Origin of the sequence: Aliinostoc sp. HNIBRCY26, assembly GCF_050235535.1 — a bacterium.
In the GTDB taxonomy this organism is placed as follows: Bacteria; Cyanobacteriota; Cyanobacteriia; order Cyanobacteriales; family Nostocaceae; genus Trichormus.
In genome coordinates this window covers 1,617,320-1,632,487 of sequence record NZ_CP189852.1, presented here as the reverse complement: position 1 = coordinate 1,632,487, position 15,168 = coordinate 1,617,320, and the positions used below count along the sequence as shown (strand labels likewise).

The window sequence follows — 15,168 nt, the reverse complement described above, 5'->3', positions numbered from 1 at the left end:
AGGGAATGGGGAAATTGCGTTTGTTAAAAGCTCTCTATTGAAGCATTACATAATCTAAAATCTAAAAGGGTGTGATTTCAGTCCAGATTGATAGAATTGTGCAGCAATGCGTGGAAATATTTGTAGTGGATCTATTTGCATTGCCCAGCATAAATTAGAGAATGCTTCCCGTTTTAGTCCGATTTCGTAACATTTATGAGCGTGTTCATAGACGAACTTCGCAAAGGTTTGGGGATGGGATTGGAAGAGTTTTTGATGTTTTTTGACTAGGCGAATAAAGCTTTCTTGGCGCAGTTGAGGATTACGTGAAACTCTTTGCCCTTTGTGGTTGTATAACTGATAGGTAATGATAGGAAGACCAATAATTGAGCAAACTGGGTTAAGTCTGAGAAACAGTTCTGAGTGAACGCGCGATCGCATATTATTATCCCAACCCCCAATTTTTTGCAGCACTTCACGCTCAACTACAAGGGTTTGCTTGGTATTGTAGGATTTACCTGGTTCGAGGTCTTCGAGGAAAAAATGCGCGCCGCGTGGACGCAGTAGTGGGGGTAAACGCGTTCCTAAAACCTCGCCTTGGGGGTTGACTTCTTCTAAGCCGGAAATTACAGCCACGGGTGCGCTGAGAGTAGTTGAGGATAACGCCTTTAATGATAATTCTGCCATGTGGGGCAGCAGGCGATCGTCATCATCGAGAAATGTTACCCAACAACCCATAGCTGCTGCTAGTCCCACATTACGCGTTCCCGCGCCACCATGCGGTTGTGATAGGCGAATGACTCGCAACTTGGGATGAGTTGGTAAATCTATTGGCTGTGTGGAAGCATCATCTACCACAATTACCTCAAAATCATCCATAGTTTGCTCAAGCGCACTCTGCACAGCCTGAGTTACTAAATGGGGTCGGTTGTGGGTAGGAATAATTATGCTCAGTAGAGGTTTATTCATCTGCAATACCTATACTTATTGATGAATAACTTGCCATGTGCGGGGTTGATAAAATAAACATCTACTAATAGTTTTGTTGCTCTTCACTGTAAATCTAAAAGATTCTACAATATCGAAAGATTGCACGCCTCTTCTAATATAAATTTTGGCACTGTATACACCAGGAACAAAGGAGCAGTATGGCATATACATTTGAATTTCTGATTGCCCAGGGAGAATAGTTAAGTCTTCGCGATCGCAGTTAGATGTAATATACTGAACTAGCCCATTTTCTCCAGATAAAGCTGTGACCAAAAGACCTAAATTAGCTTGGTCTATTTTTTGGTAAGATTTACATTCCACACATAAATAAGCAGGTTCACCAGAAAGCGGTGCATCTAGTAATTTACCTTGCTCATCCCTAAAAAATACAGAGGTAATATCTAAACCTAAACTTTCCGTTGCTGGTTTTTCTGGTAAAACTAATTTTCCTAATGCAATTTCTGTACCGCTTAAACACAAATCCTCTTCATATTTCCGAATTACTGCTTCCGTCTCCCCAGACGCAATTAATTGACCTTTAGATAAATAAATCGAGGAATCACAAACATTAAGAATGCTATGGGAATTATGGGAAACTAAAATAAAAGCTGTACCTTTTTCGCGCAGTTGTGCTAACTTGCGATGACACTTCATTTTAAATTTAATATCACCCACCGCTAGCACTTCATCTATTAATAAAATATCTGGTTCTACATGAACTGCACAAGCAAAACCCAGTCGCGCCGCCATCCCCGAACTATAGCTTTGGACAGGTGCGTCAATTGCGTTACCAATTTCAGAAAAATCGATGACATCTTGAAATCTCTCGGCAATTTGTTGAGTAGATAAACCAAGAATTGCCATATTAGCATAAATATTTTCTCTACCTGTCAAGATAGGATTAAACCCTGCACCTAAAGCAATTAAAGGTGCTACTCTGCCTTTGACTTTTATACAGCCAGTGTCAGGTTTAATTAAACCGCTAATCATGCGGAGTAAGGTACTTTTCCCGGCACCATTTGACCCAACTAAACCTACAGCTTCGCCGCGTTTGAGTTGAAAACTCACATCTTTAATTGCCCAAAATTCTTGCGGGCGTAAAGTGTCACTTTTACGATTACCACCTAATAATTCAGTGGCAATATCTTGCACACCATAAAAGAGCGATCGCTTTAAATTGCGACAGAATTTTTTAGAAACTTGATCAACTGAAATCAACACATCAGCATCATGATGCTGCACAGAAATTTTTTGTTCTATTAAATCAGTCATTATTAAGAACTTACTCTTTCAACCACAAACGGCATAGCCAACCGGAACACCACCCAAGTTAGTAGTAACCCTATAAAAGTTACGGTACTCACTAACCAAAAACCTAACGGTTCTGACACCACACCTGTAGTAGCTAATTCTCGCACTGTGACTAATAAAGGCGTGACAGGATTTAGCCTAACTAATAAGCCAAATGTTCCCTCCGTTGGGACAGGATAAATTACAGGTGTGAGGAACAACCAAAACCCCGTCACCAAAGTTAAACCTTTAGAAACATCTTGATATAACACTCCCAAGGGAGCTAATAAAATCCCAATAAATGTTCCTAGTAAAACTAAATGAATTAATGGGACTGGCGTTAAAATTACCGTCCAACTGACAGGAATCCGAAACCAAATAAACAATCCCACAATTAAAATTAACTTGATGGCGAAATTAAAAAATACTTCCCCAATCTTTGCCAAAATTAATGCTTCCCGTGGGAAATTTACTCTGGCTAACATGGGTTTTGCCACTGTCACCGCCTGCACTGGAGCATTTAAAGCTTCCACAAAAGTTTGCCATAATGCAGTGCTGAACATGACATAAGCCGGATAGGGTAAATCAGTCGCGCCTACATTAATAACTTTGGCTGTATTGGCTAAGGTAAAGCTAGCAGCTAAGACAATTGGCGGTAAGAAAGCCCAAGCAATACCTAAAAACGATTGTCGATATTGCGCGCTAATATCCCGCACCATCAACCGCCAAGCTAATTCACGAGACGCTAACAAGTCTCGCCACATTTGTCGCAGTAAGATTAGAGGATGTCTCAGCAAACTTTCAGGTGTATAAATACTCTGTGGTAGCTGAGAACTTTGTCTGTTTCGTTGTTTCAAAGTTTTTCACCTACATTGAGGAATGGGGTTAAGGTGTCAACATATCTGGGTGCAGAATGTGGTTTGATCCCCCTAAATCCACGCCACTTGCTTTAAGCCGGGAAACCCGTCCAACGCAGTGGCTCCCCTTAAAAAGGGGGACTTTGATTCTATTTTTCCCCTTAAAAAGAGAGACTTTGATTCTATTTCTTCCTCTTAAAAATGGGAATTTGATTCTATTTTTCCCCCTTAAAAAGAGGAACTTTGATTCTAGTTCCCCCCTTTTTCAAGGGGGGTTAGGGGGGATCAAAACGATGGGGGATAAGGTTATAGGAATTGTGTTTACTAACTCAAACTACTGTTTTGTAATGCTGCGTAACGTTTGGTGATGTAGCGGTTAGCGGCTTTATCTAGGATGCGTAAAATTTTCCTGACTACTCTTGAACCAAATTGACCAACAGGCAATTTACCCACTAGGGGATTGATAATAGCCATGTTTCGCCGCCATCCCAAGCGTTTGTATTTGTTTTGGAAGTATTCGTCTTCGGTGAGATTCCACTTTTCCCGTAGGCGTTGGAGGCTGGCTAGTTCCCACGCATCACTCCAGCGCAACATATAGTAATGGATGTCTGATGCTTCTAAGGGTTTACCTGTGACATAAGTCATCAGAGATTCTGGTTCGAGGTAAATTGTCCCGCCAGCCTCAGTTACCAAAATACACAAGTCTACGTGTTCTTTGGTGTTGAGTAGTCCTTCATCTAACAAGCCAATTTTTTGGAATATCTCTGTGCGTACCATCATGCAGTGAAATTCTGCGAGTCCAGTTTGTTGGCGTTGTAATTGAGGACGCACATCTGCAACTTGACGACCTTGTTTGTAAATCTTTTCAATCATACGTCGTCTGGTGGTTTCGCCTTTAGCCTCCACCTTAATTCCGGTTTCTCCACCTGCACAATGTACTTCTGTATGCAGAGGTGTACCCTGACAAATCAGAGGACTAACTATAGTTGCATCGGTTGATTCTGCACATTCAATTAGAGGCTTGAGCCAACCAGGGGTAACTACAACGTCATTATCGATGAATACAACATATTCGCTGGTAACATGACGCAAACCCAAGTTGCGTGCATGGTTGGGGGAAAGATAATGATCTGTGCGAATCAGTTGGAATTGCTTTTGTTGTGCTTGTGCGGCTAGATATTCTTTGATGTGCCGTGGAGAACCGCCATCTATGTAGATTAATTCAAAGGGATAATCAGTATGTTTGTAAATGCTTTCTAAAGATTCAATGGTGCCGCTAAAACGTTCTCTAGGTGAGACGATAATGGTGACATCGGGATTTTCTGATGATTTGATCATATTGATTGGGGACTGGAAGGGAGACAAGGAGGACAAGGAGGACAAGGTAGAATCTTTTTAAGCACCGGCTAAACGCCGCGCTACCGCTAACACAACTCAACACTCAACACTCAGCACTCAGCACTCAACACTAAACCCAACTGTTGCGTTGAAACATCATTGCTGATAACTTGGCGATAAATTCTTACTAGCTCATCATTTAACTTGTGGATATCGTAGTTTTTTTCCACATCAGCACGACCGACTTGTCCCATTTCTGGCCAAATTTCTGGATGCTCAATTAGGTGAGTTAATTTCTCAGCAATAGCTTGAGCATCTCTTTCTGGAACTAGAAAACCAGAAATCCCATCTTTGACTAATTCAGGAATCCCGCCGTGAGTAGTAGCAATGACAGGTAAACCCATTAACATTGCTTCTTTTAAAGTATTAACGGGTGCATCTTGATTTCCATCTTTGGCAGTCACACTAGGAGCGATAAAAATATCAGTGTGATTTAAAATTTCAATAATTTCTGGCTGGGTTTTCCATCCCAATATTTTCACTTGATCAGCAATTTGTAATGAATCTATGAGTTGCTGCAAATTGTCTTTTAATTCTCCATCACCGATGATGTTATATTCAATATGAGGATAAATTTTACTAACTTGAGCAATAGCCAAAATCCCGTATTCTACACCTTTTTTCTCAATGAGGCGGCCGGTTGTCGCGATACGAATTTTGCCGTCTGCATGAGGATATCTCAGTTTTAAGGGAAAGCGACTACAATCGATTCCTGAACCATGCACGATGATTTTTTGGGGGTGACAACCGAGTTTGATGGCTCTTTGGCGAAAATATTCACAATTGGTGAGAAAAAAATCACCTTGAGCAAAGAGAGAATGATAAACATCTTCTCCATTTTGCTGGACAAATAAGCTAATATCGTAGCCGCGAAATGAAGTGATTAATTTGCCTTTAATTGCGCCAATATCACGCAACATCATCGCTATTAAAGCAAATGTACCGAATTGACAGTGAATAATATCGTAGCTGGGAGAATCTAAAAGCCGCACTGTTAAATATAGTAATCGCAGGGAAGCAGCTAATTTTCCATATCTCCAAAAATTAAGCGATCGCAGAATCACTAAAGGAGATTTGTGCAAATTAATAATGATTAACCAGATGGCTTTCAGCAAACGCCATAGGTAGTTTTGAGGAATGCTTGGTTGATTGTGAGTAAACTGACGCAGTTGATATTTTTCTACATCTGGATGTACTTTGGCTTGATCATTTACACTGCCATTCTCCACACCATAAATATCTACTGTATTTCCCCTCTCTATCAACCCAATAATTTGATTGATAATAAATGTTTCTGAAATTACTGGGAAACTACCGACTATAAAAGCAATTTTCATAACAAACTCTCACTATTCAGAGGATTCTTGAAACGGTGATGCTGTCTAATTCTCTGAAATCGAATCTATTATTTTATTGATGGGTTGAACGACACCGATAATCATATAGTAAATAGTTGCATTCAGCAATTTAAAAATCAATAATCTTTCTGGAGACAGATTTTATAATTAATTTCCGGATTGAGAGAAATTATTCATCATGTCAAACAATATTTTGATGGCATTTTTTCACACAATAGATATTGATAAACCAGAAAAAATATTTCTGCTTGCAATGGACAAAAAAGCCAATTATGTAACCTCATAAACACAAAATTTTTATCCATTAGCTAATTAATCATTCTCAATGATGTAGACACGGATAATATTATTTACGGTAGTCAACATTAATACGTCAACTAAAATACGGTAATTCCTAGTTTTCCATTCCCTCTTCCTTCTGGAAGAGATTAACTAATGTAAAATAGTTGCCATACATCCTCATTTATTCCCTGCGAAACGCTGACGCAAACCTGTAGCTGTGTCGTAGAGATGAGTGAAGTTATAACTACAAATCTTGATTAACTAGGGTGAATCTTTATGTCCCTCACTGAAGAAATTCTCTCGCAACTACCAGGGGATGTTTTAGGCGGTTTACGTTGTGCTGATCAAATCCTCAAATCGATTAGAGAAAATACTACACCATCACCCATAGTAGTGACAGAAAGTCAACAGTTATTAGGTAATGTAGACTGGGATGTCATCATTTGTGGTGGGACTTTAGGGATTTTAATTGGTTGCGCTTTAGCGGTGCGGGGACTGAGAGTGGCGTTGCTCGAAAGAGGGATTTTGCGGGGAAGGGAACAGGAGTGGAATATTTCCCGCCAAGAGTTGGAAGTATTTGTGGAGTTGAATTTACTCACAGCAGAAGAATTAGCGCAGGCGATCGCTACAGAATACAATCCCGCTAGGGTAAAATTTCAAGATGGTGCAGAAATCTGGGTAGAAGACGTTTTAAATATTGGCATAGATCCCGTTTATTTATTAGCCACACTCAAAAGTAAATTTCTGGCAGTCGGCGGAGAACTGTTAGAAAATACACCATTTAATACAGTCGCAGTGCATCCAGACGGGGTAATAGTTAACAGTCAATACAAAGGTAAATTATTACTCGATGCAATGGGACATCTTTCCCCCATAACCCAACAAGCGCGCCAAGGAAAAAAACCCGATGCGTTATGTTTAGTCGTGGGAAGTTGCGCTCAAGGTTTCCCAGAAAACAACTCAGGAGATTTAATCCTCTCCTTCACTTCTTTGCAGAATCAATGTCAATATTTTTGGGAAGCTTTCCCTGCCAGAGACGGGAGAACAACTTATCTATTTACCTACTTGGATGCTCATCCCCAACGCTTAACTTTAGAAGCGTTGTTTGAGGAATATCTGCGATTATTACCAGAATATCAAGGCGGAGAATTACAGGAACTCCAATTTCAACGCGCCTTGTTTGGGTTCTTTCCCAGTTACCGCCAAAGTCCCTTACATACTCCTTGGCAGCGAATTTTACCTGTGGGAGATAGTAGCGGTAGTCAATCACCCTTAAGTTTTGGTGGTTTTGGTGCAATGGTGCGACATTTGCAGCGATTAACTATTGGTATTGCAGAAGCACTACAAACTGAGCAACTTTCAGCTAAAGCCTTGTCACAACTGCAACCATATCAACCGAGTTTAAGTGTCACTTGGTTATTCCAAAAAGCCATGAGTGTGGGTGTAAATCAAACAATTCCACCAGCACAAATTAACCAGTTACTATCGGCAGTGTTCCAAGAAATGCAACAATTAGGGATGCCGATTCTCAAACCATTTTTACAAGATATAGTGCAGTTTTCTGCCCTGACACAAACCTTAGTCAGAACAGCAATTAATCATCCGGTATTAGTAGCAAAAATTATGCCGCAGGTAGGTTTAATTAACCTATTAGATTGGATGTTACATTACAGCAATTTAGGTATTTACTCTGCCTTAAATGCCATCACTCCCATCTTAGAACCTGCGGTGAAAAATTTACCAACTCCACAACAATATTACTGGCATCGGTTAATAGATGGGTGGAAATTTGGTTCTGGTGGTGATTATGTTCTACGGTGAACTAGAGTAGCACTGGCTTGATCTACGGGCATCATAATCACTTCATTAATATTGACATGAGGCGATCGCGTTGCACAAAAAAAGACCACATCCGCCACATCATCGGCTGTGAGTGGCGTAACGCCTTGGTAAACCTTTTTCGCCCGTTCCTCATCCCCGTGAAACCGCACATTACTAAAATCTGTTTCCACCATCCCAGGATCAACAGATGTAACACGAATGCGCGTCCCTAAAAGGTCTTGTTTTAAACCTTCAGAAATCGCCTTCACCGCCGCCTTAGTGGAACAGTAGACATTACCACCAGGGTAAGTTTGATGTCCAGCAATAGAACCGATATTAATCACATGACCGCGATCACGCGTCACCATTCCTGGTACAACATAACGGGTAAGATACAATAAACCCTTAATATTGGTATCAATCATTTCTTCCCAGTCTTGGAAATCGCCCTCATACAGCTTATCCAAACCGCGACTTAAACCCGCATTATTAACGAGAATATCAATATCTGACCATGCTGGCGGTAAGGTTGATATAGCTGATTCTACAGCCAAGCGATCGCGCACATCTAGTTGTAGGAAGTGAACTCGCTCAGGCGCAAGATTTAACCCCTCCCCAAGCTGCTGTAACTTATCCAACCGCCGCGCCGCCAAAATCAACCTTGCACCCGCCGCCGCAAAAACCCTAGCGCAAGCCGCACCTATACCACTACTTGCGCCAGTAATTAAAACAATTTGATTGGTGAGAGTCAAGTCGCTTCGCTCCAATTCAAAATTAAAAATTCAAAATTCAAAATTAAAGACAATTAGTGGGGGCTTGAACCCGCCACTAATTGTAGCCTTCGGCAACCCGAAGGGTAGACCACCAAATCAAAGATTGTGGTGGGGGCTTGTACCCAAAATTATTAAATTCACAAAAATTCTTCTTCATTTTGAATTTTGAATTTTGCATTTTGAATTCAAAAAAGGTCATTAGTCATTAGTTTTTTTTCCTTGTCTTCCTTGTCTCCCCCTGCTCCCTGCCCCCTGCCCCCCTGCCCCCCTGCCCCCCTGCCTTACTTCCTCACCACCTGCAAACGCTGAGTAACTACCGTCATACCGTTACCACGCATAATTACAGCAGAAATCCAGCGACTACCGGGGGTAGCGGGGGCGCGTCCAATTTTAAATAAACCACCAGAATTGAGTAGTTGTAAATCTACACTTGTGGGGTTGAGATAGTTTGAGGCTTGAATGGGTTCTTCTAAGGCTGCACCTAAGAGTAAATCATCTCCTAAAGGTTCTTCGACGATCGCATCAAAATTATACTGCTGTCCGACTTTGACTTGCTGGGGTAATTTCACATCCACTTGGGGCGGCTTGTTACCGGATGTGAGTACGGTACGTTCCGAGACAATATCTTGACGTGTAATTGCACCACCTACGATGCGCTGACGGGATCTGATGGTAGAGTTCAATGCCAAATTGCTGTTGCTGGCGGAGGGTGAAGCCGAGATATTAGTAACAGTTTCGGCGACGATGGCATTACCTTCAGCTTTCCAAGACTGTACTTGTGTGCTGTAGCGGACATTGGGATGACGTTTCCAAAATGTCACCAAGGCTTTTTCCATTGTTTGACGGGTTAAACCATCGCTATGGACAAAATTGGGGCTGTAATATTGCAATACCGCTTTAGCATCACCTTTACTAGCAGCTGCATCAATTTGCGCCAAAAGATTTGTGACGGCGGCGGGCGTATTTTGAGTATTATTACTTTGGGCGATTTCTACGGCTTGTGCGTGTTGCCAATTATTAACTATACCAAACGAGCAGATAGACAAAATCAATGCAATAACCGTAGAGAGGCGGTTCCGGCGTTTTAGTAAAAATAAAATTGTCTTGTTCATGGGTAAGAGTTTACTGATTGTAGTAGAGAAGGTGAGGAAATTGTTTTATCTTAGTTAAGCTAGGCACTAAATGGTAGAGTTTGAATGACAAACGCACCCATAAAATTACTAATAGCTGCCAGTGGGACTGGTGGACACTTGTTTCCGGCGATCGCATTGGCTGATAAATTACCAGAATATGAGATTGAATGGCTAGGTGTCCCCAACCGGTTAGAAACCCAGCTTGTTCCGCAAAAGTATCCTTTGCATACTATTGCAGTTGAAGGGTTTCAGCAAGGGTTAAGCATTGCTTCTTTACTCACCTTGGGTAAACTGATTAGTGCAATTTTCCAAGTCAGGCGACTCCTCAAACAAGGGAAATTTCAAGGAGTTTTTACCACTGGCGGATACATTGCTGGGCCAGCAGTAATTGCGGCGCGTTCTTTGGGTTTACCTGTAGTTTTTCATGAATCTAACGCTTTACCCGGTAAGGTAACACGGTTTTTCGGCCCCTGGTGTAGTGTGGTAGCTTTAGGATTTGACGTAGCTACTAAGTATTTACCCCGTGCCAAGAATGTCACTGTTGGTACTCCTGTTCGTTCCCAATTCTTAGATACTAGCAGTGTCCAACTAGATTTAGCTATTCCCGAAAATGTTCCTGTAATCGTCGTTTTTGGTGGTAGCCAAGGTGCAGTCGCAGTCAATAAACTAGTGCGCGAATCTGCGCCAGCTTGGTTTAATGCTGGTGCTTATATCGTACATTTAACAGGCGATCGCGATCCCGATGTGGGAACATTAAAACATCCCCAGTATATAGAATTACCTTTTTACGACAACATGGCAGCACTATTACAACGTGCAAGTTTAGCCATTAGCCGTTCCGGTGCGGGTAGTTTAACAGAACTAGCTGTATGTGGTACACCAGCGATATTAATACCCTATCCCTTTGCCGCCGAAGACCATCAATCATATAATTCCGCAGTATTTACTCAAGCTGGTGCAGCCTTAAGTTTTCAACAATCAGAGTTAACAGCAGAACTATTGCAAACTCAAGTTTTAAATTTATTGCAATCACCAGACGAGTTAAACAAAATGGCAGAGAATGCGAAAGCGATCGCAGTTCCCGATAGTGCAGATAAACTAGCTTCCTTAGTGCGTGAAGTAGTAGAAAGCTAAAAATACACAGGCTTTAAGAAGAGTTTGAGACTTCAAAACCTCAAACTCCTTACACACTGTGTCTCTGCATAAAAAAATCGCTACAATTACACAAAAACCTATGACGATTCTGAATGCTCGTAATTTATCCCTAGAAGAAGTTCAGCGTCTATTTGGATTTCAAGAACAATAAAGCGGTTGTCGTATCGAGGAATTACAACTGGAGACCGGAAAACGGCTATCTATGGCATGAGCTCAACGTAGGGCTTGCGGAAAAAGTCCTTTAGTGGAGGGAGGGAACAGGGAACGGGGAACAGGGAACAGTTTTACCCTAATTTTTTCCAATTGTTTGGAGGCAAAAAAATTGGAGACGCAAACTTTTTCAGCCTCATATCCCAATTCTCTTGCACTTTTTTCCCAAAAATAACCGCGAATTGCTTACTAGCAAAGAGTTTTAAAGTTATTCAACAGACCCAACGTAATAGTATATTTTTTAAATTGGAAGTCTCTCAAGAGGCTTCTTGCTGTTGCTCAAACTGTGGGCGGATATTGTCGCGCACGAGTTGCCAAAAATGTTGTATTGGGGGAATTTGCAAGCGGTCTTGTGTTGTGACCATGACGACACGCCGAGAGAGGGTAGAATTATCAGACAATGAGCCACCTGTAGCTAAAGGACGAACGGCCAATGTGGGGTCAAGGCGGGCTTCGACTAATGCAGATGTGGGGAGTAAAGCGATTAATTCACCTTGACGGACGACACCGCGAAATGCGTCTAGGGTGTTAACTTCTAAAGCGGCTTGCAACGTTGCCTCTAGACGTTCAAATTTTTCTTGGATGAGACGCTGCATCCCGTAGCCATCTTTAAATACTACTTGGGGATAACGTACTACTTCTGACCAAGGGACAAATTCATACTGGGCGAGAGGATGATTAGCGGCGGTTAACAGTTCTATGGGTTCATCATAAAGGACTTCTACTACCATTTCTCGCCCGGTAGTGAGAAAGCGATTATTCATAACGATCGCTAAATCTACTAAACCATCTTTGAGGACTTTTAAGGCGCGATCGCTCCCCAAGGATGTCACCCGCAACTGTACATCGGGATAATCACGACAAAATTTCTGTAATATCGGTGGTAAATAAGAACCACACACCGAATGAATCGCCGCAATACACAATTCCGGCTGCTTACCGGCGATTAAATCTGTCAACTCTTGAGTCGCCGTTTCCCACTCTTGGCAAATTTTCCGGGCGCGAGGTAACAAGCGTTCGCCACCTAAAGTTAACTTGGCCTGATTTGTCCGGTGAAACAACTCCAAACCCAAATCAGCCTCCAAAGACTGAATTTGGCGGCTAATAGTAGATTGTGTCACACCACATTTTTGGGCTGCTTTTTGAAAGCTACCAGTTTGGGCGATCGCTAAGAACGCTTGCAACTGCTCTAGTCGCATGGGATATGTAGCCTGAATTACATTTATCGCTCTATTTAAGTTAACGGATTTTGACTTTGAATTTGGTAGAGCTTGTTACAGCTTTTGGTTTCTTTATTGGGGATTGGGGATTGGGGATTGGGGATTGGCAATTGGGAATTGGGCATGGGGCGGGGCATTGTGAAGGAGAGCAAAAATCTACCTTGTCCACTTTTTCCACCTTCCACCTTCCAGCCCCCAGCCTTTCAATATTTGGATTTTGAATTGACGATAGCGTAGCGTTAGCGACGCAGGAGCGTCTTTTGGATTGGATTCAATCCAAAATCCAAAATCCAAAATCTAAAATTCCCAGTCCCCAGTCCCCAATCCCCAATCCCCAGTCCCCAGTCCCAAGTAATAATACCGAAACATTTACAACTCAAAACTTTTACGTAAGTTATCCAATAAATTTACGATTTTTCAAGGGATTCGGTATGGCTTCAGAAGAAATTCATAAACATCACATCAAGCTTTACTCACAAAGTTGGTGTTTATTGTGTCCCTAAAATCAGGATTTTGCAAAGAAGCCGTAATGATACTACCATTCTCAAAAAAATATAGTTATATTGGTAACACTATAAGACACCCACATTCGAGCAATGAACCGTTTTCCTGATAACAACACAAACATACGTGATTACGGACTAGAGAGAAATAAACTAGCTCAAATGTGTGGTTCTGATAAATTATTTCGCGATCGCTACCAAATATTACGGATTTTAGGTAGGGGTGGTTTTGGTATAACTTTTGTTGCCCAAGATGCAGTATTACCAGGAAACCCCCAGTGTGTAATTAAACAACTCTGTCCGAAGGTTACTAGTAAGAAAGCTTGGCAGAATGCTTGTAAGCGGTTTGCCAAGGAAGCAAAAACTTTAGCCCAACTGGGTAGTCATTCTCAAATTCCCATGTTGTTAGATTACTTTGAAGGTAATGGGGAATTGTATTTAGTCCAAGAACATATCCAGGGTTGCAATTTAGCGCAAGAAGTCAGAAAAAATGGTGTCAAGACGGAAACTGAAGTCAAACAGTTTTTACAGGACGTATTGCCGGTTTTACAATATTTAGAACAACATCAAGTCATTCACCGTGATATTAAACCCTTAAATCTTCTGCGTTGTGCGGATGATCAGCGCATAGTATTGATAGATTTTGGCGCAGTCAAGGAAAACTTGCTGGATGCAATTAATGATTCCCGTAATCCCAGCTTGAATACTAACTTTGTCGGGACAATGGGCTTTGCACCACCAGAACAATTATCTCTACATCCGGTGTACGCCAGCGATATTTATGCAGTCGGTATGACTTGCGTTTATTTATTAACTGGCAAAAATCCCTTAGATATGGAACATGAAACCCAGACTGGGGAAGTGTGCTGGTATAAATATGTGCAGGTGAGTGATAGTTTTACTCGCATCTTAAATAAGATGTTGAAGTTTTCCCTCAGAGAGAGATTTCAGAAAGCCAGTGATGTGACTAGGGCGTTGAGGGCGGAAAAAGATATGCCACACCTAGCTAACTGCTTGACTACCCAACCAGTCAGAAATCAACGTCCACAACCAAAACCCACAACTCAAGAATATATACCACCTATAGCCAGAACTGCGATCGCGATTCGGGAATGGAAAGCTAGACAGGAAGCTAAACAACAAGCTAGACAGTCTCAAAGAATATATTAGGGCATGGGGCATTGGGCATGGGGCGTGGAAGAAAAATTTCCCACTATCCCTGCCCCCAATCTCCAGCTACGGCGTACACACAAGTCTTATAACCTTGTCCCATATCGTTTTGATCCCCCGAAATCTCCCTTAAAAAGCAGCAGGGCTGTTTAATTCGCTCAGATTAGGATTTTGTCAAGAGTATCAGCCAGAAATTTTAGTGAGTCGGCAATCGAAAAATGACTGTTTCAATGAGAAAATTTAAGTGCGTTAGCGAAGCTTTGCCGAAGGCATCGCCTGGTTCATCAGGAAATTAAGTTGTTGAACTACCTGATTTTTTTGATTGATACGCTTGTAAATTATGGACTTTTAGGGAATGAAACAGCCCTGGGATTTAGGGGGATCTAAAAGTATTTGATACATCATTATGGACTTTTCAAACATCCTCTAATCTCCACACCACAACGCCATTAAGACTGATAGTTGCTTTAATATCCGTCTAAAATGGCGTTTAAATTATAAATTGTCACTTCTATTTGTCGCGGATCAGGCAGTGGTATTGGTTCTAAACTGGCACTAATACCATTTTTTATTTCTCTCTCACATACTGCCAAGTGCAGGTCAAAATTTAATGCCCTGATAGTCTGTTGTGCTTGTTCCGCGTACCATTCTGGAACAACAGTAGTTAATATACTAGACTCAATCACTTCATAATCTACATCAATTTCGTCAGAATCTTCTTGAAGTTCGGGATGTATCTGATCTATGACATTATCCAAGCTGGATGATGGTTGCTGATTTGTCTTCATAGGATAAAAGGGCATAAGCCATTAAAACTAATAGTTGGGATAGGTTTGGCTGTGTTTAACTCTTAACCTGATCTTTCAAGGTATTTTTCATAATACCCATCGCCACAAAAATAATTGACTCTAAAAACTAAGACAGTTAAGCATTCCCAAACCTCAAACGCCTGTTGCTATTTCCTCCTCACAAGTTCTTCAATTTCTTGGCTTACCTTGAACATATGGATGGATCAAGGATGTTTACTGA

At 41.5% G+C, this 15,168-nt stretch carries 12 protein-coding genes; 3 read left to right on the top strand and 9 right to left on the bottom strand.

Annotated features, from left to right (window positions below):
• Positions 1–54: 54 nt before the first annotated feature.
• The 5 genes from ACQFX9_RS06805 to ACQFX9_RS06785 all read right to left on the bottom strand — a co-directional run bounded on the left by ACQFX9_RS06805 (position 55) and on the right by ACQFX9_RS06785 (position 5,851).
• Positions 55–948 carry a glycosyltransferase family 2 protein gene (locus ACQFX9_RS06805; RefSeq protein WP_427161287.1) on the bottom strand — a complete coding sequence of 298 codons (894 nt, stop codon included), beginning with the start codon at positions 946–948 and terminating at the stop codon, positions 55–57.
• Between the two features lie 15 nt (positions 949–963).
• Positions 964–2,241 (bottom strand): ABC transporter ATP-binding protein, encoded by a 1,278-nt coding sequence (locus tag ACQFX9_RS06800; RefSeq protein WP_427161286.1) that lies wholly within the window; start codon positions 2,239–2,241, stop codon positions 964–966.
• Between the two features lie 2 nt (positions 2,242–2,243).
• Positions 2,244–3,116 (bottom strand): ABC transporter permease, encoded by an 873-nt coding sequence (locus ACQFX9_RS06795; RefSeq protein ID WP_427161285.1) that lies wholly within the window; start codon positions 3,114–3,116, stop codon positions 2,244–2,246.
• A gap of 324 nt (positions 3,117–3,440) precedes the next feature.
• Complete coding sequence (locus ACQFX9_RS06790) at positions 3,441–4,454, bottom strand: glycosyltransferase family 2 protein (RefSeq protein ID WP_427161284.1); 1,014 nt, start codon at positions 4,452–4,454, stop codon at positions 3,441–3,443.
• A gap of 110 nt (positions 4,455–4,564) precedes the next feature.
• Positions 4,565–5,851 carry a glycosyltransferase gene (locus ACQFX9_RS06785; protein WP_427161283.1) on the bottom strand — a complete coding sequence of 429 codons (1,287 nt, stop codon included), beginning with the start codon at positions 5,849–5,851 and terminating at the stop codon, positions 4,565–4,567.
• Positions 5,852–6,430: 579 nt separating this feature from the next.
• On the opposite strand from ACQFX9_RS06785, the gene ACQFX9_RS06780 reads away from it, so the two are divergent.
• Positions 6,431–7,975 (top strand): FAD-binding oxidoreductase, encoded by a 1,545-nt coding sequence (locus tag ACQFX9_RS06780; protein WP_427161282.1) that lies wholly within the window; start codon positions 6,431–6,433, stop codon positions 7,973–7,975.
• Here the strand turns inward: ACQFX9_RS06780 and ACQFX9_RS06775 are convergent.
• On the bottom strand, positions 7,960–8,727 hold the full coding sequence (locus tag ACQFX9_RS06775; protein WP_427161281.1) for an SDR family oxidoreductase: 768 nt from the start codon (positions 8,725–8,727) through the stop codon (positions 7,960–7,962). The genes ACQFX9_RS06780 and ACQFX9_RS06775 overlap by 16 nt on opposite strands.
• A gap of 302 nt (positions 8,728–9,029) precedes the next feature.
• Positions 9,030–9,860 carry a nuclear transport factor 2 family protein gene (locus ACQFX9_RS06770; protein WP_427161280.1) on the bottom strand — a complete coding sequence of 277 codons (831 nt, stop codon included), beginning with the start codon at positions 9,858–9,860 and terminating at the stop codon, positions 9,030–9,032.
• An 84-nt stretch (positions 9,861–9,944) separates the two neighbouring features.
• Here ACQFX9_RS06770 and murG point away from each other — a divergent pair, with 84 nt between their 5' ends.
• Positions 9,945–11,015, top strand: a complete 1,071-nt coding sequence (gene murG, locus ACQFX9_RS06765) for an undecaprenyldiphospho-muramoylpentapeptide beta-N-acetylglucosaminyltransferase (protein ID WP_427161279.1) — start codon at positions 9,945–9,947, stop codon at positions 11,013–11,015.
• 488 nt (positions 11,016–11,503) lie between these two features.
• On the opposite strand, the gene ACQFX9_RS06760 is transcribed toward murG, so the two are convergent.
• Positions 11,504–12,445 (bottom strand): LysR family transcriptional regulator, encoded by a 942-nt coding sequence (locus ACQFX9_RS06760; RefSeq protein ID WP_427161278.1) that lies wholly within the window; start codon positions 12,443–12,445, stop codon positions 11,504–11,506.
• Between the two features lie 617 nt (positions 12,446–13,062).
• On the opposite strand from ACQFX9_RS06760, the gene ACQFX9_RS06755 reads away from it, so the two are divergent.
• The gene (locus tag ACQFX9_RS06755) at positions 13,063–14,139 is read left to right on the top strand and encodes a protein kinase domain-containing protein (protein ID WP_427161277.1); all 1,077 of its coding nucleotides are present in this window, start codon (positions 13,063–13,065) and stop codon (positions 14,137–14,139) included.
• Between the two features lie 467 nt (positions 14,140–14,606).
• On the opposite strand, the gene ACQFX9_RS06750 is transcribed toward ACQFX9_RS06755, so the two are convergent.
• Positions 14,607–14,927, bottom strand: a complete 321-nt coding sequence (locus ACQFX9_RS06750; RefSeq protein WP_427161276.1) for a hypothetical protein — start codon at positions 14,925–14,927, stop codon at positions 14,607–14,609.
• Between the last annotated feature and the right edge of the window lie 241 nt (positions 14,928–15,168).